This window comes from Alkalicoccus chagannorensis DSM 18086 (assembly GCF_000429725.1).
GTDB classification, from domain to species: domain Bacteria; phylum Bacillota; class Bacilli; order Bacillales; family Salisediminibacteriaceae; genus Alkalicoccus; species Alkalicoccus chagannorensis.
The window spans coordinates 67,402-91,461 of the sequence record NZ_AUCK01000015.1 but is presented as its reverse complement, the minus strand read 5'-3'; the positions used below and the strand labels follow the sequence as shown (position 1 = coordinate 91,461).

The 24,060-nt window shown below is 54.3% G+C and carries 21 protein-coding genes; 6 read left to right on the top strand and 15 right to left on the bottom strand.

Translation table 11 applies throughout. The annotated features are described in order from the left end of the window. The coding region (locus G477_RS19295; protein ID WP_245575467.1) for a transposase at positions 1-336 on the top strand (336 nt) is incomplete at its 5' end. A gap of 68 nt (positions 337-404) precedes the next feature. Here the strand turns inward: G477_RS19295 and G477_RS0109840 are convergent. Genes G477_RS0109840 through G477_RS0109825 form a run of 4 tightly spaced genes read right to left on the bottom strand, consistent with a single transcriptional unit; the run spans position 405 to position 4,377 of the window. Beyond that, entirely contained in the window at positions 405-845 is a 441-nt protein-coding gene (locus G477_RS0109840; protein WP_026697810.1) for an Rrf2 family transcriptional regulator, read from the bottom strand. Between the two features lie 49 nt (positions 846-894). After that, positions 895-2,055 carry a 5-amino-6-(D-ribitylamino)uracil--L-tyrosine 4-hydroxyphenyl transferase CofH gene (cofH, locus tag G477_RS0109835; RefSeq protein WP_026697809.1) on the bottom strand — a complete coding sequence of 387 codons (1,161 nt, stop codon included), beginning with the start codon at positions 2,053-2,055 and terminating at the stop codon, positions 895-897. Further along, on the bottom strand, positions 2,052-3,161 hold the full coding sequence (gene cofG, locus G477_RS19290) for a 7,8-didemethyl-8-hydroxy-5-deazariboflavin synthase CofG (protein WP_035211738.1): 1,110 nt from the start codon (positions 3,159-3,161) through the stop codon (positions 2,052-2,054). The genes cofH and cofG overlap by 4 nt, the downstream gene beginning before the upstream one ends. Positions 3,162-3,171: 10 nt before the next feature. Continuing rightward, positions 3,172-4,377 carry a methyl-accepting chemotaxis protein gene (locus G477_RS0109825; protein ID WP_026697808.1) on the bottom strand — a complete coding sequence of 402 codons (1,206 nt, stop codon included), beginning with the start codon at positions 4,375-4,377 and terminating at the stop codon, positions 3,172-3,174. A gap of 121 nt (positions 4,378-4,498) precedes the next feature. On the opposite strand from G477_RS0109825, the gene G477_RS0109820 reads away from it, so the two are divergent. Then, positions 4,499-5,038: a DICT sensory domain-containing protein gene (locus G477_RS0109820; protein WP_035211736.1), complete on the top strand. Its 540-nt coding sequence runs from the start codon at positions 4,499-4,501 to the stop codon at positions 5,036-5,038. A gap of 693 nt (positions 5,039-5,731) precedes the next feature. Next, entirely contained in the window at positions 5,732-6,919 is a 1,188-nt protein-coding gene (locus G477_RS0109815) for a DUF4317 family protein (protein WP_026697806.1), read from the top strand. 201 nt (positions 6,920-7,120) lie between these two features. Here the strand turns inward: G477_RS0109815 and G477_RS0109810 are convergent, their stop codons facing one another. The 4 genes from G477_RS0109810 to G477_RS20940 all read right to left on the bottom strand — a co-directional run bounded on the left by G477_RS0109810 (position 7,121) and on the right by G477_RS20940 (position 13,855). Next, entirely contained in the window at positions 7,121-8,302 is a 1,182-nt protein-coding gene (locus G477_RS0109810) for a GTP-binding protein (protein ID WP_026697805.1), read from the bottom strand. A gap of 638 nt (positions 8,303-8,940) precedes the next feature. After that, the gene (locus G477_RS0109805; protein WP_026697804.1) at positions 8,941-10,554 is read right to left on the bottom strand and encodes an L-lactate permease; all 1,614 of its coding nucleotides are present in this window, start codon (positions 10,552-10,554) and stop codon (positions 8,941-8,943) included. A 301-nt stretch (positions 10,555-10,855) separates the two neighbouring features. Continuing rightward, positions 10,856-12,496: a gamma-glutamyltransferase gene (ggt, locus tag G477_RS0109800; RefSeq protein ID WP_026697803.1), complete on the bottom strand. Its 1,641-nt coding sequence runs from the start codon at positions 12,494-12,496 to the stop codon at positions 10,856-10,858. Positions 12,497-13,042: 546 nt separating this feature from the next. Further along, positions 13,043-13,855 carry a methyltransferase domain-containing protein gene (locus G477_RS20940; protein ID WP_051287898.1) on the bottom strand — a complete coding sequence of 271 codons (813 nt, stop codon included), beginning with the start codon at positions 13,853-13,855 and terminating at the stop codon, positions 13,043-13,045. A gap of 132 nt (positions 13,856-13,987) precedes the next feature. On the opposite strand from G477_RS20940, the gene G477_RS21205 reads away from it, so the two are divergent. Together G477_RS21205 and G477_RS0109785 are read left to right on the top strand one after the other, a co-directional pair. Further along, the gene (locus G477_RS21205; protein ID WP_026697802.1) at positions 13,988-14,434 is read left to right on the top strand and encodes a DUF4385 domain-containing protein; all 447 of its coding nucleotides are present in this window, start codon (positions 13,988-13,990) and stop codon (positions 14,432-14,434) included. A 57-nt stretch (positions 14,435-14,491) separates the two neighbouring features. Next, entirely contained in the window at positions 14,492-15,805 is a 1,314-nt protein-coding gene (locus G477_RS0109785) for a Na+/H+ antiporter NhaC family protein (RefSeq protein ID WP_170203869.1), read from the top strand. 478 nt (positions 15,806-16,283) lie between these two features. Here G477_RS0109785 and G477_RS0109780 read toward each other — a convergent pair whose 3' ends face one another. Genes G477_RS0109780 through G477_RS0109770 form a run of 3 tightly spaced genes read right to left on the bottom strand, consistent with a single transcriptional unit; the run spans position 16,284 to position 17,824 of the window. Then, positions 16,284-16,928, bottom strand: a complete 645-nt coding sequence (locus tag G477_RS0109780; protein WP_026697800.1) for an SDR family oxidoreductase — start codon at positions 16,926-16,928, stop codon at positions 16,284-16,286. Next, positions 16,925-17,464, bottom strand: coding sequence for a GrpB family protein (locus tag G477_RS0109775; protein ID WP_026697799.1), 540 nt, complete (start codon positions 17,462-17,464; stop codon positions 16,925-16,927). The genes G477_RS0109780 and G477_RS0109775 overlap by 4 nt, the downstream gene beginning before the upstream one ends. 12 nt (positions 17,465-17,476) lie before the next feature. Further along, positions 17,477-17,824, bottom strand: coding sequence for a PH domain-containing protein (locus G477_RS0109770; protein ID WP_026697798.1), 348 nt, complete (start codon positions 17,822-17,824; stop codon positions 17,477-17,479). Positions 17,825-17,958: 134 nt separating this feature from the next. Between G477_RS0109770 and G477_RS19280 the strand changes: the two genes are divergently transcribed. After that, the gene (locus G477_RS19280) at positions 17,959-18,567 is read left to right on the top strand and encodes an NAD(P)-dependent oxidoreductase (protein ID WP_051287896.1); all 609 of its coding nucleotides are present in this window, start codon (positions 17,959-17,961) and stop codon (positions 18,565-18,567) included. 264 nt (positions 18,568-18,831) lie between these two features. Here G477_RS19280 and cysI read toward each other — a convergent pair whose 3' ends face one another. From cysI to cobA, 4 genes are all read right to left on the bottom strand, one after another. After that, positions 18,832-20,556, bottom strand: a complete 1,725-nt coding sequence (cysI, locus tag G477_RS0109760) for an assimilatory sulfite reductase (NADPH) hemoprotein subunit (RefSeq protein WP_026697797.1) — start codon at positions 20,554-20,556, stop codon at positions 18,832-18,834. 143 nt (positions 20,557-20,699) lie between these two features. Then, entirely contained in the window at positions 20,700-22,499 is a 1,800-nt protein-coding gene (locus G477_RS0109755) for an assimilatory sulfite reductase (NADPH) flavoprotein subunit (RefSeq protein ID WP_026697796.1), read from the bottom strand. A gap of 41 nt (positions 22,500-22,540) precedes the next feature. Then, a complete protein-coding gene (locus tag G477_RS0109750; RefSeq protein WP_051287895.1) occupies positions 22,541-23,299 on the bottom strand; it encodes a sirohydrochlorin chelatase in 759 nt (252 codons plus the stop codon). Continuing rightward, a complete protein-coding gene (cobA, locus tag G477_RS0109745) occupies positions 23,299-24,054 on the bottom strand; it encodes a uroporphyrinogen-III C-methyltransferase (protein WP_026697794.1) in 756 nt (251 codons plus the stop codon). The genes G477_RS0109750 and cobA overlap by 1 nt, the downstream gene beginning before the upstream one ends. Positions 24,055-24,060 lie beyond the last annotated feature (6 nt).

Here is a 24,060-nt window from a genome sequence, read left to right as displayed (position 1 = left end):
AATGAAAAATGGGAGAAGCAAAAAGAGAATATTCGTCAACTGCTTTCGGAAGAAGAAACTGGAGCAATTTACGGGCGGCGTAAAACCGACGTAGAACCAGTTTTTGGGTTTCTGAAGGCGAATTTGCGTTTCACCAGAATGTCGGTGAGAGGCAAAGACAAGGTGAAACAAGAAATGGGATTTGCACTCATGGCAGTGAACTTAAGGAAGTTCACTGCCATGAGTCGCCTGCGTTATTCGAATGTACAAACAAAACGCTTCCGATTATCCATTTTGGATAATCGGAAGCGTTTTTACTTAGCTAGAACTTTTTGTCCCAGCCTCTTTTCTGTATAAAGAAGGTTGATTATTACAGCGGAGCCCGCCTGAGGCAGCCAAGGGTGCAGCTGATCGCGCGGTAAATCCTACTCCTGGAGATGGAGCAGGGCAGCCAGCTGTCCTTTGTTTTTTGTAATGTCCGCCAGCGTGTACTGATCGAGGACGTTCAGGTAAGCGTTCAGCGCTTCTCCGAGGGCATGCTGAAGAGTACAGGCGGCTGTAATCGGACATTGGTTCCGTTCCTTGTCAAAACACTCGACCATATGGAAGTCATCCTCCATCTGACGGACGAGCGTCCCGACGTTGATATCCTCCGGCTCTTGATGCAGACGGATGCCGCCGCTTCTGCCGCGGACCGTCTCCACGTACCCCAGCTGTCCCAGCTGATACACCACTTTCATCAAATGGTTTTTGGATATTTGATACGCATCGGAAATGTCCTGAATCCGGGACAGCGACGTGCGCTCCTTGGCCGCCGTATACATGAGAACGCGGAGGGAGTAGTCGGTATATTGTGTTAATCTCATGAAGGTATCCTCCTGCACTGTTTTCTCCAGTGTAGCACAGTGCTTCTCTTTACTTCACCTTTTCGTGCGTCCGCATATCTGCAAAGGGGGTGAATCGCTCATACAGTGTATCCCGGACGACAGGCCTCCGTCCGATTGCTTCGATATGACCGGCGATCTCTTCCGCCGTCATGGCAGACCCGAACTGGGAACCTGCCTCTCTTGAAATGTTCTCTTCCATCAGCGTTCCGCCGAAATCATTCGCTCCCGCCTGCAGGCACTTCTTCGCTCCCTCGGGCCCGATTTTCACCCAGCTTACTTGAATCGAATCAATCAATCCGTAGAAAACGATTCTGGCAAGCGCATGCATTTTGATATGATCTTCTTCCGTTCCGCCGGCTTTCGCCTTCCCGATTCGGAAAATGTGCGTATTGGAATGGATAAAGCCAAGCGGGACAAATTCGGTGAATCCTCCCGTATCCCGCTGGATGCGGCGCAGTCGCAGCAGGTGCCTGGCCCAGTCATCATAATCTTCAACATGCCCGTACATCATCGTGGACGTGGATCGCAGGCCGACCTGGTGGGCAGTCCGGATGATCTCCTCCCAGCGGTCTGCCGTGAGCTTGACCGGAGAAAGCTGTGCACGAATGTCGTCGTCCAGAATTTCAGCAGCCGTACCGGGAATACTTCCCAATCCTGCTTCCTTCAACAGCTCCAGATATTCTTTCACGGATAAACCCATACGCTCCGCCCCGTAATCAATCTCCATGGGGGAATACGCATGCAGGTGGAGATCCGGCAGGGTTTCTTTCAGTCTTTTTACAATCTGTATGTAGTAATCTGCAGGCATCTGCTCGGTCAGCCCGCCTTGAATACAGACTTCCCCGGCGCCTTCCTGCCAGGCTTCCGCCGCTTTCTCCGCCAGCGCATCCAGACCGAGGAAATACCCGTTTTTCGCATTGGTCCGGCTGAAGCCACAAAATTTACAGCCGACAAAACAGATATTCGTAAAATTCATGTTCCGGTTCAGTACGAATGTGATGTCCTCTCCTACTACTTTTTCCCGCAGGTCATCCGCTACCGCGGCCATCGCATCTACATCGGCCCCGGCAGCGTTAGCCAGCACGAATACCTCCTCATCTGCTGCAGGTATTCCTTCCATCACCTTATTCAAAATACGCCGTACGTCTGATCCTGCTCTCTCCAGTTCCACCTGTACACGATCCTTCATCCAATCAGCTCCCTTTTCTTTTTCTGCTGCAGCTGCTCCACAGCGCTTTTGACCGGTTCTTCCAAAAAGGCGCCACCCGTATGCGAATCGTAGACAGGCAGTCGTTCTTCCAGCACCATCCCTGCTTCTGCTGTTACTTTTGCGAGCGTATCCAGTCCGGGCCACGGCGATTCCGGATTAATGTAGTCTACCGTCAGCGGAGACACTCCGCCCCAATCGCTGATACCCGCTCTCAGCAGCCGGTGCATCCGTTTTTCGTTCAAGTTCGGCGGCACCTGTACGTGGACGTTTCCCTGCAGCATCGTAACGGCGAGGGCCGTCGTCCGCAGCAGTTCGTCTTCGGAGACTTCTCCTGCTGCGCCGTCTTCCATACCCGGTTTCCGCTGATAGTTCTGGACGATCACTTCCTGGATGTGGCCGTACGTGTCATGCAGGTCCCGGATGGCCTCGAGTGCCTCCACACGTTCTTCGATCGTCTCTCCAATCCCGAGCAGTACGCCGGTCGTGAAGGGAATCTGCCGTTTCCCTGCTTCCTCTATGTAACGGTACCGCCGGTGGGGAAGCTTATCCGGCGCATGCTCATGAACCTGTCCCGGCCCACAGAGACGCCGGCTCATCGTCTCCAGCATCATCCCCATGCTGGCATTCACCGGCTTGAGCTGATCCAGATGAAACGTACCGATAATCCCGGCATTCGTATGCGGAAGAAGGCCGGTTTCTTCGATAATACGGCTGCAAATGTACACGACGTAATCCATCATGTTGCGGAAACCCCGCTCCTGAAGCCACGTTCGTACTTCCGGGAAAACATCCGCTTTATCACCGAGACTGACAAGGACTTCGGTACATCCAAGTGCTGCCGCCCTGCGCGCTTTGTCCAGCACTTCTTCTTCCGGGATGATCCGCGCTCCGGCATCACCGGGCCGACGCTGAAACGTACAGTACGTACAGCGGTCGCGGCAGATGTTGGTCAGCGGAATAAAGATATTGCGGCTGAATGTGACTTTGTTTCCGGACGTGTGTCGTTTCCACGCCGCTGCTTCTTCCATCACATCCTCCAATGCCATCGTGCCGTCCAGCCTTTTAGTCGCTTCCTGCTTATTCATGAGCTCCTCCTTATGACGCGGGCTTTTCTGTCTCTTCTGACTTCAGATCAAACGGACGCACCCAGCCGACCGTCTCCTGTTCCGCTTCTTCCTTCAGCCGCTGGAACAGCGTCTGCACGGATTCCAGCAGCGTCTCCGCCGTCATCTCGAGTTCCATGATCGAGGACTGCTGCTCCATCATCTGTCCGCCGTTGCTTCCTGCCATCTCCTCCAGCTGTTCCAGCTGCGCGTTGACCGCCTGAACAGCTTCGGTGAGACGGCTTCCTTCTCCGTATACGTGATCCATTTCCGTTTCCACGGAAGAGATTTCTTCGGAAAGACCCTGAATCGAACGGCTGATACCACTGAATACCTCCAGTATCTGCCTGCTTTGCTCCTGGGTCTGCTCCAGCGACTCCACTTCCGCTTTGAACGTCTGCTGCTGCTTTTCAATGCTGGCGTTTACTTCTCCGATCGTCGACGTGATGTCATCGGCAGTGTGATGCACCTGGTCGGAGAGCTTTCGTATCTCTTCGGCGACGACAGCAAATCCACGGCCGGCATCACCGGCACGGGCAGCCTCAATCGATGCGTTCAGTGCAAGCAGATTCGTCTGCTGAGAGATTTCCTCGATGCGCGTGAGGGCTTTGTTTACTTTGGCTATGTTTCCGATCAGATGATCGTTCATCGCACCAAATTCCCCCATCCGCTCCGAAAACAGCTGAATTTCGGAAAGAAAGGCATCCCCTTTTTCCTGTCCTTCTGCAGAAACATCCTGAATCGACGATGCCTCGGTCCGCGTTGTTTCAATCATGGATTTCAGCTTTGACAGCAGCTGATAGACTTCTTCTACCTGGGCCGAAATCTCCTGAGTGTGCCCTGTCGCTTCAGTGATCTGTTCCGACATACTGCCGGAAGTCTCGGCCACCTGCTCGCTGACAGCGGAGACACTTCCGGTCATGTTCGTGATGTATTCTGTGTGCGTTTCGGTGTGCCGGAGCTCTTCTAACGCCCGCTTCACCTGATCCGCGGTCAACAGCCGCTCTTCTTCTATCTCCACCGGCTCTCCTGTCTTTTCTCTGCCTGCAGACCAGCCGACAGCCGCCGCAGCGGCGCCGCCTCCAACCGCAGCCGCCCAGACCGGCACCACCATGCCGAGAAGCCCGGCAGTAAGCAGCGCGGCCACTCCGGACCATAGATATCCATAATTTTTCAGTAATTCTTTCCAACGATGCATGAATCTTTTCCCCCTTTTGATGTTTAAACGATGTAAAACAAGGTAATAGTCAAATGATTAATTCTTTAGTCTCAGTACCATACCTCTTTTTTCACCATTTAAAACTTAAGGAGTGAATCAAATGTCGGATATTTCATCTATGTCTGTATTTCAAACGTTTGTAAACGAAGTGAGCGGCGATCATGCTGACTTTACTGGAGGCACTTCGGCCCAGAAACTTGAATCTTCTTCGTTAAAGTATGAATCGAAAGTTCCGCAGCTGGAGTACATGTGCCTCATGATGGAAAACATGGTCATCAAAAAGAAAATGAAAGCAGTCGTGTATGCCGGTTTTCAGAAACTCTCCCGTGCGGAAGCAATCATGGACCGATACTTAGAAATGGCCGAAACCGCCGACATTTATATCTTCGGCGAAAATGACAAAAAACTCCCGGACCATCCGAATATCACCTACGTTCACCTTCCGAAAAATGCCGAGCTCATGAAAGAATGGTTCCTCGTCATCGACGGACCGGCGTTCAAATCCATGATGGTAGCCCAGGACCAGGACGGCTTCGGCACGAAGGCTGTAGAAGAAGACCGTCATTTTAAAGGGGTCAAGTCCTCGAGTCCAGGATCTGTCAAAAAAGCTGTCTCTCTTTTAGAAGGCGCTGTCTCCTGATAAACAAAAGCGTGCAGCGCCTTTTGATCGGAACGGCGTGCGGTGTCGCTGCAGGCTTTTAGAGGAAAGCAAGAGGTTTTCTTTCTTTCCATGCAGCGCATGGAGCCGCCGTTACACTGTATGAAAACTTGTACATTCCTATCATGGAACAAAAGCGCGGAGCGACGTCCCCCTCGATGAAACGTATACATTCTTATCACCAAAGTAAAAACGCTCTCGATGATCCGATTTGGATCGTCGAAAGCGTTTTGTTTGTACATAACGATCACGAGCCTCTCTCACGGCCGGACCCTCTCCTACGTGCACGGCCATGCGTGCTGGCTCGGCACCCATGTTACAACGACCGCAAATGGCTCCAGGTTCATCTTCCGAATCCATCGTTTTTCCCTCGATTTATCTGCATCGGAATGGAACAAACCATTAGCGTCATCTTTCCTGGACCTCAGGGAGAACACGGAATCGATTGATGTATGTTATGTCGGGGTATAAACTTGGGCCAGACACAACATGTTTTTTTCATGGGATTGAAACATCCATCGGCAGAAGGACTTGATTCAAGTGATCCTCGTTACACATATAAAAGGCTTCTTTCTATTCTTGTTTTCCTCAGCCTCTTTTTCCTTTTTCCTGCTCCTGCCGCTCACGGGTGTATGTTAAACTGAACAGGACGTTCACATCAGGAGGCGCATACATATGGACAAAAAAGACCTTGCCGCTTTCCGCCGGCAGTTGAAGCCGGAGCAGACGAAGCTGCAGCTCAAGGAAGTATTTAATCTTTACGTATTGAAGGAAACAACAGAAGTCTATCATGCCGAAACGCAGCCGTTTGAAATGCTCGAACGGGAACAGCAGGAGCTCTTTTTTCAAAGCTTCAAAAAAACGCTGACGGGACGGATGGATGAAAAGTTATTCCCGCTGAAATTTCAGCAGGGAGCGGAGACCCAGCGGCTGCTGCATCAAGTGACGCTGGAATCGGAAGGCTGGCAGGACCACATGATGAGCCTCGCAGAAAAAATGATCGCCGAGCACCCCCATGAAAAAGATCGTGTGATCACGTTTGTCCGCGGCGAGTACCAGCAGAGCAAAAAGAAGAGCGGTGATGCAGAGACGGACAGCCAGCAGCCGGTCTACGCCACGCCGTTTATTTTATGTGCGATTAACAAAACGCAGGACCCGGACCGCGAAATGCTCTTTGACTACGTCGAGAAAGAATTTAAGTACAAGATCAACGTGGATCCGGTAATCGACGTGAAGCATCCGCTCGGCGGCTTTTTATTCCCAGTAGTAACGGACGGAGTCCCGGATGTCAATTACCTTCTCTACGCGGCAGAAAAGCCGAACATGATTGATCCACACTTTACCGAAGAAGTACTCCAGAGCGAAGAGCCTGTGACCGCTGCAGAAGAAAAAGAAGTGTTTGAAGATGTCGTGAAACACATCGTCGGGGATCAGCTCCCGCCGGCCGCACTCGCCGGGGTATACGGTGAAATCAATAAAATGGTCGAAGAGAGCGTCGAAGAGGAAGCGGAGCCCCCGAAGCTCGGATATCAGGACGTCGAGCGCGTGCTGAACGAAGTCGGTCAGGGTGTAGAAGCCGAGGAAGTCAAGGCCGCTTTTCAATATGTGACGACCGAAGAAAATTACGAAGTCAAAGCGAGCAGCATCGTACCGAGGTATGCATCCAAGTCGATCAAAATCAAAACGAAAGCCGCCGATGTGACCATCAGCCAGCAGGATCTGCAGTACGTCAAGCAGGTGAACTTCGGAGGCCGGCGCTGCATCATGATTGAAATCGACGAAGATGCCGAGCTGGACGGCTTCCGTATGCTGCCGGAAGAGTTCGGCTATAAAGTTGAGGAAGAGGAGCCTGAGGACGAATAGAGAACGGCCTCCTGCCGCCACGTATATTCTGCGCTCCAAGGCGCGAAACACCCGACCGTCGCAGCGAGGAGCAGGGCTCCCCTGCGAAGATCCGGTTTCGCGCCTGGCGGAGGGAAAACGCCGCTTCGTTCCAGGAATGCTCCCCGAACTGCCAAAGAAGTCCCGCCGGAAGAAAGATACTTCCGGCGGGACTTCTTGTCTTTAGGAGAGCGGGGCCTCTTCCCACGGGTGAGAAAATTGTTCCGGATGCATGGTCTGCTCTTCTTTCGTCAGCAGGCAGGCATCCAGCTGTTTTTCAAGCTCCGCAGCCGGCAGATGGATCCCGATCAGCACGAACTCGGTTTTACGGTCTCCAATCCCCGGCCGCCACTCTTCCTGCAGCTCCTCATTTTCAGCCAGATAATGCTCCTGCTCTTCTTCCGTCAGCGCTGCCACCCAGTAGGCGACAGGATGAATATACACAGAAGGCCCTGCCTGGGAAAGGGAGACAGCCATGTCGGGATGCGAAGCACTCCAGATGATCCCTTTCATCCGCACGACCTGCTCCGGGAGGTCCTGCAGCCATTGATACAGCCGCTCCGGATGAAACGGCTCACGGCGCCGGTAGACGAAGCTCGAAATGGCGTATTCTTCTGTTTCCGGCGTATGTTCTTCTGCCTGAAGCTCCTGGATCCACCCTGCAGCCATAGTCGCCTCTTCAAAATCGAACCGGTTCTCCTGAAACAGACGATCTGCTGCCACCCGGCCGTAATCGGTTTTGATCAGATCCGCTGATGGCTGAAGTGTGCGGAGCATCTGCTCCATGCTCTGCAGTTCTTCCGGGTCGATCATGCTGACTTTATTTAAAATCAAAACATTACAAAATTCAATCTGGTCAACAAGCAGATCAACAACGTCACGCTCATCCCCGGTTTCTGCCGCTTCTGCCCGGTCAAGCAGGCTGTCACCAGAGCGGAAGTCGGACCAGAACCGGTGGACATCCACAACCGTCACCATATTTTGAATATAGCACGTTTTTGTCAGGTCAATGCCTGTCTCTTCATCAATATAGCTGAATGTTTGTGCAACGGGAACCGGTTCGCTGATGCCGGTGGATTCAATCAGGATACGATCAATCCCGCCCTGTTCTGCAAGAACCTGTACTTCCTGCAGCAGATCTTCCCGCAGGGTGCAGCAGATACAGCCATTCGAGAGTTCCACTAATCTTTCATCCGACCGCCGGAAGTGCTCCGCTTTGACCGTACCCGCGTCGATATTAATGTCGCTCATGTCATTCACAATCACGGCCGTCCGCTCCGGCCCCTCACGCAGGAGATGGTTTAACAAGGTTGTTTTTCCTGCTCCGAGATAGCCGCTCAGCACGGTGACTGGTATTCGATTCATGTTGTGCGCTCCTCTCAAAACGTAATTATTACGATTTATATGGTGAGTGTACGCTTTTTTCTGGATAAGGTCAATACATTTCAGGCGAATCGGAGTGCCGATCCCTGCAGGCTCAGGCAATAACAGCGGCGCCCTTCGTCTACGGGAAGCTTCCCCCGAAGAACGCCAGGGAGATCTTCCAGCTTCCTTTTTCTACAGGCGTCTCGAAAGAACACCTTGCCACTGCGACACATTTTGATCTCAAGGAAGAAAGGATGCAGGATCCTCCTTTCTTTCAACGAAAGGCTCGTTTTTCCTAAGATAGAAAAAGCATTACAGCTTTTTTTACAGGATAGGAATGTATAACTTTTCATACAAGGGGACGGCGACTCCGGGAGGATCAGGACGATTCGAAGATCCGGCTGCCGGAGGCAGACTAGCTGAGAGAGTCCCCTCCGGAAAGCGCCCGGCGGAAGCAGAGCGTCTCTCCGCATTCCAAATAAGAAGCTCTTTCTGTTGTTTTTATAGAAAAAACAACAGATATTATTTGGATGATATTGGTTAATCAACAGACCTGACATTCTTATACTTTGAAAAAGGAGCTCCCCCTTTTGGGAAGCTCCTTTCTGAAGACTTTTTCTTCGTTTGTTCTTTCTCTCTTATCCTCCGATGAAGTGGAGCAGGACGGCTGTTAAGGAAACTGCCACTCCGGCTATGAGACAGAAGACAAGGGTCGGTTTGAATACTTCAGCATCCCGTCCTTGAATGCCGGCCGTGCTGGTACCGAGCACGACGTTCGCCGGTGCAATGGAGTTACCGATCGCACCCCCGGTCGACTGGGCTGCAATGGTTGCGGACAGTCCCAGACCGTCCATTGACTGCGCAACGTTGCCATGCAGCGGCGCAAACAGGACGTTCGACGATGTATTCGAAGAGGTCATGAAGGCACCGGTAATCCCAATGACGTTGGCAAGGGCGACGTACACCGGCGGGTTGGATACGGTCGCAATACCGAGCGCAATGACGGTTGTCTGACCGGAGCTTCCCATAATCTCGGTCATGGTCAAAAACCCGCTGATCGCCAGAGAGGCCCCGACAGCATTACCGATCACCCCGCTTCGAATCGAGGAAAAAGCATCGGAGGCAAACAGCCCGAGGCGTTTATAATACACCATCGCAAAGATCGAAGCGATCATTAGATAGAGCCCTGGGTGCGTCAGCGGCGCTATAGGCGAATACGGTTCTTCCGGGTCTTCCGCAAATCCATATCCCGTCTCCGTTGCCGGGAAGGTGAAACCGAACTCGAACTGATCGAGGAAGTCATTCACCTGCGGGATCCCTAATGCGAGCACAGAGACGATCGTCAATACGTAGTAAGGCATGAAGGCTTTATGAATCGAAATCTTCGGCTTCTCGGATTCACTTTGATGATCTTCTTCCAGGATTTCCGTTTCATCCTCGAGATCTGTGCGCTCCTGGTATTTCGCACGGCGGGCAAACAGCAGCAGTACCCCCATCGCAAGCGTAGCTGGAATAAACGTACTCAGCGTCGCGTTTACCTGCGTGAGTGCAAGCTGGCCGCCGCCGTGAATGAGAGAAATGATGATAACAACCCAGAAACCTTCTTTAATTCCTTTCCATTTCGCGAATAAGTAACAAATCATGAAGCCAGCCAGCACGTTCGGAATCCATAGCAGAATCGATGTATAAAACAGCGTCATCGCCTGGTCCTGTATTTCGACTGCATTGATGGTCGCAATCCAGCCGACCGCGAGTGTACCGAACATATTTGCCCAGGCGTGGCCGATCAATGGAATGACGACAGCCGTGACCGGCTTCACCCCAATACCAATCAGGAGTGGAGCAACGACGGCAATCGGTGCGCCGAAGCCGGCAATCCCCTGCAGGAAGGAGGCAAAAACCCACCCGAAGGCAAGAACGAGAAACAGATAGTTTTTCGACGTTTTCTGTATGTCCTCCCGGATAACGGTAAAGGCACCTGCTTCTTTCGTTACCTGGTACAGCCAGAGAGCCGGCCAGACGACGAGCAGGATGAAGAAGGCCTCCCAGAGACCCATTCCGAAGCCAACGGCGATGTTATCAAATGGAGCTTGGTATAGCGTGAAGGCAAGCAGGGTTGCAATGCCCATGGCAATCCAGCCGGACCGTGGGCCGGACCAGCGGAGGCCGACGAGCATGACAAGCAGCAGCACAAGCGGGAGGGCCGCAGCACCCCAGTGCAGCAGGTCGAGTGGTAAATTGTGATCATTCATCGAATCGCTCCTTTCTTTTGGGCTATGTTATCGTTCGTTGTGGATGTCTTCCGCTTTCGGCGGACGCCTGCTCCGGGGCTTGTCCTCCACGATCCTTCGCGATGCGAAGAGGATGTTCGGACGGCGCTTACCCCTTGAGCGTCGCCGCCTATTGCTGCTTTCATCAAATCACAACATTAAGCTTGAACAGAACTTTCCTTTTTTCTTCAAGGCCGGGTTTCGAGCGTTCCAGCCACCGTTTTGGTGCATGAGGGCAGGAGTACGGAAAAAGAGGGCCCGCTGTCCGGGCCGCTCGTTTTCTTTACCAGCTGAGCGCGGTACCATCCCCTCTTGGATCTGCACCTGCTTCATAAAGCCCATCTTCTATTTTTAGAGCCTGGGCATGACCCATCTGCTGGGAATACGCCGCAGCAATTTCAATTTCATGCCCGAGATCGCCGAGTCGTGCCATGATGCTGTCCGGAATCCGCTTTTCCAGCTTGAACGTCGAACTGTTATCGCCCCACGTCCGGCCATACAGCCACCTCGGTGCTTCAATCGCCTGCTGGACGTCCATGCCGAAGTCGACGATTCTTGTCATCAGCGCACACTGGGTCTGCGGCTGGCCTTCTCCTCCCATCGTTCCGAAAAGCAGGAAGGGTTCCCCCTCTTTTAAGGCCATCGCCGGAATGATCGTGTGGAAGGTTCGTTTCCCGGGCTCCAGCCGGTTCGGATGCTCGTCATCGAGGCTGAAGAACGAGCCACGATTCTGAAGAATAAAGCCACTGTCGGTCATGAATCCGGAGCCGAATTCGTGATACACACTCTGGATCATCGAGATAGTATTGCCTTCTGCATCGGCAGCTGCAAAGAACGTGGTATCTTTATTCACATCCAGTTCCGGAAGAGCCGGAAGATCTTCTACCGGATAAGCCCGGTTCATGTCGATCATGCGGACCATTTCCTGCGTATGCTCATCCGAGAGCATCTCTTCCATTGGCACTTGCTCAAACGCAGGGTCGGTCACCCAGCGGTCGCGGTAGGTAAAAGCCACTTTCGCTGCTTCTGCCATCAAATGATAATAGTCCGGTGTATTATCCCCGATAGCCGCAATTGGGAACTGCTCCAGAATGTTCAACATCATAAGCGTGGCGATCCCCTGCGTATTTGGTTTCATTTCAAACACTTCATACCGGTCGTGATACGTGGTGGAGAGCGGCGTCTCCCAGTCGGAGGTGTGCGCAGCCAGATCTTCTTCTGTCAACAATCCACCCGCCTGCTGGAGCGATCCGCTGAGCTGCTCGGCAAGGGGACCATGATAAAAGGCGTCTGCCCCTTCTCCCGCAATGGTACGGAAGGTCGCCCCTAAATCTTTCTGTACGAGGATATCCCCTGTATTCGGCGGCTCTCCTCCCGGCAGCAGTGTCTCTGCCGCCTTTTTATGCTGTCTCAGCACATCCGCTTTCTCATGCAGAAAACGACTGAATTTCTCTGTGACAGGAAACCCGTGTTCCGCATAATAGATTGCTTCTTCGAAGAGTTCCTGCCAGGAAAGTTTCCCATACGTTTCATGCAGCTCCTTCCAGGCGGCCACTGTTCCGGGAACTGTGTTGGCTGCCAGCGGGCCGCGCTGCGGGATCGTCTCGTATCCTTGTTCCCTGTACCAGTCTCTCGTCGCCTTTTCTCCGGCACGGCCGCTGCCGTTCAATGCCTCGACGTTCCCTCCCTGATGTTTCACGAGAGCGAACGCATCGCCGCCGAGGCCGGCCATGTGCGGATAAACGACACAAAGCACCGCATTCACCGCTATCGCGCCTTCGACAGCATGACCGCCTTTCCGGAGGATCTGTTCCCCGGCCTGTGTGGCCATATAGTTCGGGGACGTGACGGCTCCTCTCACTCCCTGGAGGGCCTTCCGCCCGGTATCTTGAAATGCTGGATTGGATCCTGTGTATCGCTGCATGATCACTGCCTCCTCTTGAATTGGATATTAGATGTATCTTTCCCACCAGAAAAAAAGATTAAACAAAGGAAAATATGGAAATAAAAATCCTGAATAAAGTGATATCGGTACATAAGGTCGCTACACTCATGAAACCGGTGCCGCTGTTATTTTTCCAGACCATGAACAGAGGATGCTTATTTGATTCTCATTCACATGTTGGGGTGAATAAGCCCAGGACTTCTCATCCGTTTTTCAAATGGCGCACCCTGAATTTTCTTTTCAGTAGGGAAGGGCAGCGACGCCCGAGGGATCAAGCGCCGTCCGAACACTCTCCTCGCAAGGCGAGGAGAGTGGAAGGCAGCGCCCCTTGGCAGGCCTCCGCCTGAAAAGGAAGAAAAGATGCCACGGAAATGAACCCCTACCCCAAAATTTATCTTAGAACGGCTTTTTTAAATGGAGGCACCGTTATCGTTCGTTGCTGCCTAAGAAAAAAAGCCTTAGAAGCATGTGCTTCCAAGGCTTTTGTACAGCTGTATACTGTTTAAGATGCTTGTTGCTCAGAAGCTACGGCTTACAAACAGCGCGGTGCACCAGTAGATCTATCGTCACTGCTGATAGGGTGGAAGCCGCTTTTACCAAGGCTTCTTCCTCCATATGCCAAGTGAGCGGCGTCATCCGCAGCATCTCTTTACGTAGATCTACGGGCAGGTCGACGGTGACGTGCACATGGTTTGTCTCTTCCAGCGCAAAAGAAGGCGGCATGGTGACAGGCTCCGGCTGACCGGCCTCCGTCCCGTCCGCGTCTCTGATCTCCTGCAGATACCGGGGCCCCGGCGTCACTTTGATCAGAAGGCCGCCCGGCTTCAGAATACGTGCAAAAGCCGCATAGTTCGCTGGGGACAGCACATTCAGCACCGCATCGGCACACTGCGGTACAAGCGGCGGATCAGCCAGATCTCCCATCAGCCAAAGATGACGATCCGACCGCTTTGCGGCAGCATCGATGCCCGCTTTTGCGTTATCGATCCCGATGATCGTTCCCTGCTGCAGCGCTTCGGCGTGCGACCCCTCCCCACAGCCGGCATCCACAATCACCCGGCTGTCTTGCAGCTGCTCCTGCAGCACTTCGTGGAGAGCCTTGTAGACGCCTGCCTGAATGACGCGTGTCCGTGCAGCAAACAGCGCTGCCGTGTACGTTTCCGGCGGCTGTTTTCGCAGCAAAAACAACTGCCCCTGCTTTGCCGCGTCGATCCGGTGTCCTGCGGGGCAGGAAACACCGGCGTCATCAGCCTTCAGTGCCTGACCGCAGTGCGGACACTCGAGCAGCGGCGACAGTTGTTTGATCAGCGCCAGCCTGGATTGTTTCTTTGACAGCATCTCCCCTTCACTCCCTTTCATCCGAAAACATCGTACCATGCAAGCCAGCCAGGAAAAAGCAGCATCCGCCTCATAGTTCCGGTTTACTTGATTCCCACATATGGGTAAACTATCCAAAAAGGAGGATGCGCGATGGGCTTCGACTACGATGAAGACTTTGAGAATACAGATTTCCGTGATGAACCGCATAAATACAGAGTCGGCAGAGGGGAACAGGGCGTGCTGATGGTGGAGCCGTATAAAAGTGAAATTCTGCCGCACTGGCGGTTTAAAACACCAGATATCGCACGGGAGTCCGCCGAGAAAATCCATGAATTGTTCGAACAGTATCGACATAACGATGATTTCGTCGGTATGGATATGGCTCGTAAATTCATCCAGATGGGCTATACCCGTTCCCGTCGCTATGCGAATTATAAAGGGGGAAAAAAATACGATAAAGACGGAAACGTCAACAAGCGTCACATAGATGATGAGAAAGCCGAGTCCGCCCGGATCTTCGAAGAGAAATGGATCAAGATCCGGGAAGATGAGGACTACCTGGAACGGAAAAAAGCCCATCAGAAAAAATACGGGTAGAGGCCTCTTCCCCACCCTTCTGCCGCTCGTGATATACTAGCCGGCAGGAGGGATGCCGTGTTGTACAGTCTGCCCCAAATCATGCTCGTCTTCACCATTACGCTCCTGCCGCTCATGGCGGCAGTTTTTTTTGGTTTTCCGCTTCCTGCGGCGGTCCTGCCCGGACTGGCGCTTCTGCTTTGGATGGAAACACGCCGGGGCGTCAAGCACCGGACGCTGCTTCACGTAGTGCAGACGGGGTTGAGCCGTAACAGAACGATTGCCTGGCTGCTCGTCTTCATCGGCCTGATGCTGCCAACCTGGGCGGCCGCCGGCATTACAGAAGATCTAAACCTGCTGTTTCAGCATACCCTGCGCCCTGATTTTTTCTTCACGAGCGCTTTCCTGATCACAGGCGCAATGTCATTTGCAGTCGGTTCAGCGGTCGGTTCATTAAGTATCGTCGGGATCCCGCTGATGAGTGCGGGCCTGGCTCTTGCCCTTCCAGCTCCCGTGCTTGCTGGAGCACTTGTGTCAGGTGCCTTTGTCGGAGACCGGACGTCACCACTGTCCAGTTCGTTTCAGCTGATGCGCTTTGCCGTTGAAACGTCCACCAGCGCCCATTTCCGCCAGATCATGCCGACCCTCGTCCTCAGCGGGCTGATCACGACCGCGGTCTATGCTGCCGCGGATGCGTATTTCTATACCGGGGCCGCTGCTCCCTCCCCGTCCCCGCTGGATCCAGCAGCAGCTGCTGGATCTCTTGCGGCACCGCTGCTGCTTCTCCTGTTGATTGCAGCAGGAAGATCGATGTATACCTGCTTTCTCAGCGGCATTGCTGCCGGTGCTCTTCTCCTTATCTGGCGGGGAGTCTCCACAGAAGTATGGCTGACGTACATGCTTTTTGGCAGGGACACTCTGCAAGGCCTGCTCGACATGCTGCCTTTCGTGCTATTCATCCTGCTTGTCGGTGCCTTCTGTCAGCTGATTGAATCCTCCGGCATGCTCCAGCCGCTGCTGTCGCGCTTCTTTCCGCACAATGTCTCGTTCACCTCGGCCTCATGGAGAACAGTAGCCGCAGCCGGTATGATCTCGCTGCTGTCACCAAACCAGTCTTTCCCTATTCTTCTGACCGGCCGCGCCCTGCAGGAATGGTGGCACACGCACTTTCACCGGAGGCATCTCGGCCGTCTGCTTGCGGATTCGACCGTGGTTTTTGCGGGCATGGTTCCTTGGAGTCTGCTGGCGGTCCTCTGCGCTGCCATCGTCGGTGTCCCCGTGATCTACTATGTCCCCGCAGCCGTTTTTCTATGGCTGACGCCGTTCGTCACCGTTGCCTACAGCTGGCTGCTCGCCCGCTGGACAGCAGCACGGACGAACGCTGCTGATTAAAGCAGGAGCACGCACCATCACGCCGAAGCGGGTCTCCTGTCGATGCGGCAGGCACAGGAGACCCCCCTGTTTCCATTCGTCTTCTTTGGTTTCTCATTCACATGTTTGGGTTCATGTACCGCAGGGCGCTCCGATGCTTCTCGAATGTAGGAAGAATTCTCTTTAAAGGAAGAAAACACAAAAGAACCCTTTTCAAGAGTGAAAGGCGGCGACGCCAGAGGGAGGACAGCGCCCGACGGAAACGAATGAAACAACGACATAGAAAAGAACCTCTACCCCAACAAATATTTTAGAGCCATTCTTTGACGCTCACGACAAAAAAACCTCCCCACAAAGCGGTCCCTGAACGCTGGATGCTTAATCCAGCGTTTGGGAGTCGGCGTTCATGGGGAGGTTTTTTTCGTTTCCAGGCCGGTCTCTGCCGGTTTAGCAGAAGACAGGGCTGGGTTTCCAGCGTCGCTGCTTCCAGACGCAGCGCCTACAGCTTTTTCAGGGCATCTTCCGGCGTGTCGTTTCCGCTGATCAGGTCAAAGCCACGGCGGTACGTTTTTTCTTCCGTCAAGGCTGCCACGAGCGTGCGGGCAACATCCTCACGTGGAATCGATGCACGTTCGAGGTTTTCTGCTGCCTGAACCTTGCCGGTGCCTTCCTCATTCAAAAGGCCGCCTGGCCGGACAATGGTATAGTTCAGGCTGCTGTTCATCAGCATGCGGTCAGCATAGTGTTTCGCCGCAAAATAATGGCGGATCTTTTCGCTCCAGTTCTCCCGGTTGTGCGCCTGCACAGCACTGACCATGAGGAACCGGTCCACCCCTGCTTTCTCTGCGGCTTCTACGGATTTCACTGCGCCGTCCAGGTCGATCAACAGCGTCTTCTCCGGCCCGGTGCTTCCGCCGGATCCTGCGGTGAACACCACGGCGTCGCACCCTCGCATCGCTTCAGCGAGATCATCTACGCTGCCTTCCAGATCTGCAAGCACTGTCTCGACACCGCCGCCTTCCAGCGCCTTCTGCTGTTCTTCTTTTCTCACCATGGCGCGCGGTTCGAACTGCTCGCTTTCCTGCAGCATGGACGTGAACTGTTTGCCTATCTGACCATTTGCACCAATAACTAGTACCTTCATGACAATTCCTCCTTCGTCTGCTGGTTTTTATACCACCGGAGTGCCCGGTCTTCCAGCTCTTTGACGTATTCGTGCTTGCCTGAAGCATAAGCACTCACATTAAAAGGATATTCCCATGCGAGGGACTGCTTTAAACCTCCATACGTTCGGCGCGGCCTTTCGTGTGTCCGCAGATAATCGCGGAAAGCGAGATGCCGTTCGACATCCTTGGTGCCTTCCTTGAAAACATGGACGTGAAAGCGCCGCTCTCCCTCCACCTCTTTCGTGTAAAACCGCCGTCCGGGAATAAAGTACTCTCCATGGCACACATAGCCTGCAGCCACCATGGCCTGCTCCCTTTCATCTACTGCATCAAGTTCACGGACGACCGGCATGATGTCGATGATCGGTTTTGCCGGCAGCATCGGAACGGCAGTACTTCCGATATGATGTACAGCTGTGACGGCGGGCCCGAGCGCCTGTTGAATGACCGCCGCCTCCGCTTCGAACATATTGGACCATTCCGGGTTATAAGGAAGGACGGTAACATGACGCATACGCCTCGCCTCCTATTGGCAGATCCGTTTGGACAGTTCACGATAAAACGTCATGACGTCACTGTTTTTCATAAACTGAAGGGAGTGAGCCCCTGATTTCGTGGCTATCTCGATGTTGTTGGAGAAAGAAAAAACCCCCGTCTTCTCGATGGCGATCTCTTCTATCTTGGCAAACGGGATACTGACAACCACCGACTTGGATTTGGACACCAGCGAGCGGTCCACAAAAAGAATCCGGTGGCTTGTAAAGGCAGCAAAGTCTACCATCAGCCCGTACGTACTGACCAGTTCCTCTCCTTCAAACAAAAATTCCTCTATTTCCTCATGATGCTTTTTCTTGTTATCTCCTCGACCAAACAAGTGTCTTCCTCCTTTCTTTCGTGTGTTTTTATCTTACGTGAGCAGCTTCTTCGGGTAAATGAGTACGAAGCACTTCCTTTTGGCCAATACGTCCACACGGCATGATACACTGGAAAAAGAAAGGAGTGTCGGCCATGTATCCAATCCCATTGTCCATTGACCTGAACCAGAAACCCGTGACCGTAATCGGAGGGGGACCGGTGGCTGAACGCCGGACGTCCCTGCTTCTGGAAGCAGGGGCTTCTATTACCGTGATCAGTCCAGAGCTGACGGAGACGCTTGCATCGTACGACGAAGAGGGCCGAATCGCTGTGCAGCGGCGGACTGCGGAGACAGCAGATGCTCAAGGGATGTTTCTGCTTGTGCTTGCTGCAGATCAAGCCACAAATGAGAAACTCGCCGATGCCGCTCCGGATCACGCGCTCGTCAACGATGCGGCGGAGGCCGGCCGCGGGAATGTCCAGATTCCAGCCATCCTGCGGCGCGGACGCCTGGCCGTGAGTGTGTCCACAAACGGCGCAAGTCCCGGCTACGCCAGGCACCTGCTCAAACAGATGACGAAGCGGATCGGGCCGGATACCGAAGACTATCTGGACTTTTTGTTTGAAGCAAGGGAACTCATCAAGCAGTCCGGCCTGCCACAGGAAGCCCGGCGCAGAGAATTGGAGGAGCTGATGGATGAAGGATACCGCCACCCCGGTGTCCAGAAAAGGTGGCTTGAACGTTGGCGCAGCTCCCGCTGACTTCTCGCTCATCACCACAGTGCGACGCTTCCAGACACAAGGATTACCGACCAAAAGGACAGAGCGCCTTTTGGTCGGAACGGCGTGTACCGCAAGCGTTTCGAGGGAAGAAAGAGGCTTCCTTTCTTCCCGTGCAGTGCATGAAGCCGCCGTCACCCTGTATGAAAACTTATACGCTTGTACTTCAAAAAAACAGCGCTGGAGGAGGCACTCCTTCCAGCGCTGTTTTTCGTCGTCTTCGCGATCGTCTGCAGGGGCTTCTTACTATGCCTGCCCTGCAGGATGAAAGGTTCGGCCGTCGTAAACAGCTTCCACGTAAGACTGCCGGACGACAAAGTCACCGAACCGTTCTCCCTCTTCACGTTCCCTGGCATAGTGTCGGAAGATCGGCTCCAGCGTCTCCAGAATCTCCGCTTCGCCGATATTCTCCCGGTAAAGCTGATTCAGCCGGTCGCCGTGAAAGCTCGCCCCAAGATACAGGTTGTACTTCCCCGGCCCTTTTCCAATAAAGGCAATTTCGCCAAGACCAGGCCGCGCGCAGCCGTTCGGGCATCCCGTCATGCGGATGACGATGTCTTCTTCCCGCAGCCCGTTCTCATCCAGCATGTGTTCGAGTTTGTCAATCAGCTCCGGCAGATACCGCTCTGATTCAGCCATGGCGAGTCCGCACGTCGGAAAGGCTACGCAGGCCATCGAATTCCGCCGCAGCGCAGAGTTTGCTTTCCCGTCCGAAAGACCGTACTCCTCTACCAGCGCTTGAATGTCCGCTTTTTTCTCCGGCGTCACGCCGGCAACGATCACATTCTGATTGGGGGTGAGCCGGAAATCCCCTTCATGCACTTCGGCAATCCGGCGCAGGGCCGTCTTCAGTTTGTAGTCCTCCGTATCCGCGATGCGTCCGTTCTGGATAAATAAAGTCAGGTGGGACGTACCGTCGAACTCGTGCCAGCCGTACCGGTCCCCGTTATGCGTAAATGTGACCGGCTTGGCCTCTTTCAGAGCCCAGCCGAGACGGTGCTCGAGTTCTTCTTTGACCGTGTCGAGACCGAGGCGGTCGACCGTATACTTGAATCGCGCATTCTTCCGCTCCACCCGGTTGCCGTAATCACGCTGAATGGTCAGGATCTTTTCGGCCACTTCCTCTGCGTACTTCGCCGGGCAGAATCCGATGGTTCTTGCCAGCTGCGGGTAGGTCTCTTCATCTCCGTGGGTCATCCCCATGCCGCCGCCGACGGTGACATTGAAGCCGAGCAGCCTTCCGTTCTGGACGATGGCCGTAAAACCGAGATCCTGAGAGTAAATATCGACATCATTCGCCGGCGGCACTGCCACACCGATTTTGAATTTTCTCGGCAGGTACACCGGTCCATACAGTGGTTCTTCTTCCTCTCTGCTGTCCAGCACCTTTTCTTTATCGAGCCAGATTTCATGATACGCCTCTGTATTCGGCAGGAGGTGGTCGCTGATCCGCTGCGCGGTCCGGTGGACTTTGTCGTGTACAGCAGATTCATACGGCTGGACGTTGCACATCACGTTCCGATTGACGTCCCCGCAGGCGGCAATCGAATCCATCAGCGCCGCGTTCATCTCCTGCATGCTGTTTTTCATGTTCCACTTCAGAATTCCGTGCAGCTGGAATGTCTGCCTCGTCGTGAGCTTGATCGTCTCATTTCCGTAGGTGTCAGCAAGCCGGTCCATCGTGAGCCACTGATCCGGCGTTGCCGTGCCGCCGGCAAGACGGACACGCACCATGAACTGATAGGCCGGCTCCAGCTTTTGTTCTTTCCGCTCCTGACGAAGATCTCGGTCGTCCTGCATATAACTGCCGTGGAACTTCAGAATTTTCGTCTGCTCCAGCGGAATAGAGCCTGTAATCGGATCGGCGAAATATTCTTCCAGCTCTCCACGCAGAAAGCGGCTGTTTCGTTTGATTGCTTCCGTTGCATCCGGCTCTCCCGCCGGTGCTTCAAGGTGTCGTTTGGAACTCATCGTCTTCCTCCTTCGCTTTCTGTGATCGGCCTGGGTACCCGGGTTTGCCTATTCATTCATGGCTTCATGCAGCCCGTTCCTCCTGCCAAGGGTTCTTCCGTTTCCGCTCTCGTTTTTGCACAGAACGAAGCGGGCAGGGGGTGTTAATAGACGTCGCGCTGCAGCCGCTTTTCCCGCCGCAGCTCTTCTAGTTTTTCTTCCGCTTCTTCTGCGGTGACCCCGCCTTCCCGCTCGATGATCCCCCGCAGCGTACGGTGGACGTCCTGCGCCATGTGCTTTTCGTCGCCACAGATGTAGAGCACGGCTCCCGTCTCCAGCCAATGATATACATCCCGGCTTCGTTCCTGCAGCCGGTGCTGGACGTAGATCTTTTCCTTCTGATCCCGGGAGAATGCCACGTCCATTCTCGTCAGCTTCCTCTCCTGCAGCCACGCCTGCCATTCGGTCTGATAAAGAAAATCAGTAGTGAAATGCTGTTCTCCGAAGAACAGCCACGTCGGTCCCGCTGCCTCCTGCTCTTCTCTTTCTTCGATGAACGAGCGGTAAGGCGCAATCCCGGTTCCGGCACCGATCATGATCACGGGTGTATCTGGATCGTCCGGCAGCTTGAATTTCGGGTTCTGCTGCACGAACACCCGCAGCGTCTCTCCCGGTCCGGACCGTTCTGCGCACTGAATCGAGCAGACGCCGCGCCTGGATCGGCCGTGGGCCTCATAGCGGACCGCGCCGATCGTCAGATGGACTTCGTCTGGATGCGTCTCTAAGCTGCTCGCAATCGAATAGAGACGCGGCGGCATGGAACGGAGTACGGCCGCTGTTTCCGGTCCCGAGGCCTTCCACGGGCCGAAATCTTCAACAACATCCAGCAGATCCCGTCCCTCGATATAATCCTTCCACCGGCCTTCATCAAGCAGGGCCTGCAGGTTGTCCTGCGGGTGGATCTGATACAGCTTTTCCAGCAGCGGCTTGGACAATTTCGTCATTTCCAGTTCGTGCACCAGGACGTCCCGCAGCGGTTTTTCTGCTCCTGACTGCGACGGTACGGCGGCGTCTGCGTCCCAGCCGGCAGCCTGAATCAGCTGATCGACGAGCAGCGGATCATTCTGCGGATAAATACCGAGGCTGTCTCCAGGCTGATAGGTCAAACCAGAGCCTTCCAGGCTCAGCTCCAGATGGTACGTTTCTTTAGCAGAACCCCGGCCGTTCAGCTGAATCCGTTCCAGAATCTCCGCCTCGAACGGATGTTTTTTCGAATAGACCACCGAAGCCGCTGCTTCTTCCTCCCCGCCTGTCACGTCAGCATTTTGTGGCTTCGGGACTGTCAGCGCGCGCTGCACGGTCGTGAACCATGCTTCTGCTGGTTCTTCGTAATCGACATCACAGTCAATCCGCTCCGCGATCCGCTGGGCTCCGAGCTTTTCGAAGACCGCATCGAACTCTTTTCCCGTCTGGCAGAAAAACTCATAGGACGTGTCCCCGAGCGCCAGCACGCTGAAGCGGACATGACTCAGGTCGGGTGCGCGCCTGCTGTGAAGGAGCTTATGGACACTGAGCGCGTTGTCCGGCGGCTCGCCTTCGCCATGGGTGCTTGCGACAATCAGCACATCCTCCAGCGATTTCCACTGCTTCGGTTTGATTGTATCCATATCGAGCACCTGTACCTGCTGGCCCTGTTCCACAAGGGTCTTTTCCCATTCCGCCGCCAGCGCTTCTCCGTTTCCGGTCTGGGAAGCGGTCAGAATGGTGACGGTTCTCGTTGCTGCCGGCTCAGCTGCTTCAGCTGCCACGCTCCCGGACTGTGGAGGCTGCACCGCAGCCGCCGCACCAGCGGCAAAATAACCGCTGATCCACTGCTTCTGCTCGGTGGAGAGAGAAGCGGTCAATTCATTAATTAAGGCCGCCTGCTTTTCTGTAAACGGGCTGTTTGTTGCTTCGAGTATCATCTCATGTTCCCCTTTCTCCGTGGAGCGGTGCCGCTTCCGGATTAAATCCACCATGCTCTGCTTTCATCAATGTCCAACGTGTCCGGCTGCTGGTGGACCGCTTCCTCTGCCCGGTCCGCCAGTGCCGCTGTCATCAGCGGATGATCTCCGAGACAAGCAGCCTGGCCCCATCCTCTTCCTGCCGAGATCTCTTCCACTTCCTCCAGAAGAATACCGGTAAACCAGAGGTACGGGAGGACCAGCACGTTCGATTCTTCTGCCAGCTTCTCCACCGTATCGGACAGGGACGGTTTCATGACCGCCATATAGCCGACTTCCACCCGCTTCACACCGAATTTCCGCTTTATTTTCTTCTGAATCAGGCGGACGGCGGCTTTCGTCTCCGGCGAGCGGCTTCCACGGGCCACGAGGAGAATCGTCGTCTCTTTATTCCAGACAGCCCCTCTCTCCGATGCACGGTCGTGCATCACATCGATGATTCTGTCCTGGACCCCGAGCGGACGGCCGTAGGTGACGCGGATATGCGGATGGTCTTCTTTCGCTTTATCCAGCTCTGCAGGAATATCCTGATAATAATGCCCTGCGCTGAGCAGCAGCACCGGGACGACTGCTATCGAGGTCGCGCCTCTCTCTGCCAGAGCGGCAAACCCGGCGCGGATATCAGGCTCCGCCAGTTCCAGAAAGCAGATCTCCTGCAGGCCCGCGTCGACGTGCTCCTTCACCTGCTCCATCATGGAGGCAGCATTGGCCGCTGCCTGTGGCACTCTGCTGCCATGTCCGACATAAAGGACGCCCTGCATCAGCCGACCACCTCAGCGGGCCTCGCCGCTGCCTCAAACCAGGCGAGCTGCTCTCCAAGCTTTACGACGTCGCCGATGACGACCATCGCCGGCTGCTCGACTTCATGCAGCTTCCCGGCGATTGTGTCGAGGGTGCCGGTGATCGTTTTCTGACGAGCGGTTGTTCCTTCCTGTATCACAGCAGCCGGCGTGCTGCCGTCGCGTCCGTGGCGGATGAGGTGTCTTGTAATTTCGGGAAGGGAACGGATGCCCATATAAATGCAGAGCGTATCCGACGCTTTCGCCGCGTGCCGCCAGTACTCACTGTCCTGTGCTTTACTGACACCAGCCACGAAGGTAACAGAAGAAGCGTAGTCCCTGTGAGTGACCGGGATGCCTGCATACGCGGGAACGGCCGCTCCTGACGTGATCCCCGGCACAATATCGTAGGCAATCCCTGCCTGCTGCAGCACGTCGGCCTCTTCGCCTCCGCGTCCAAAGATGAACGGATCGCCTCCCTTCAGACGGGTGACCCTCCGCCCCTTTGCTGCTTCCAGAATGAGCCGGCTGTTCAATTCCTCCTGACTCATGGAATGACGACCTGGTTCTTTGCCGCAGTAGACGAGCTCTGTTCCAGGTGCAGCTTCCTGCAGCAGCTCCGGCGCTGCAAGACGATCATAAAAAATAACATCTGCCTCTTGAATCGCGCGGAGCCCTTTCACGGTAATCAGTTCTGGATCTCCAGGTCCTGCTCCAACAATCATCACTCTGCTCATCGTCCT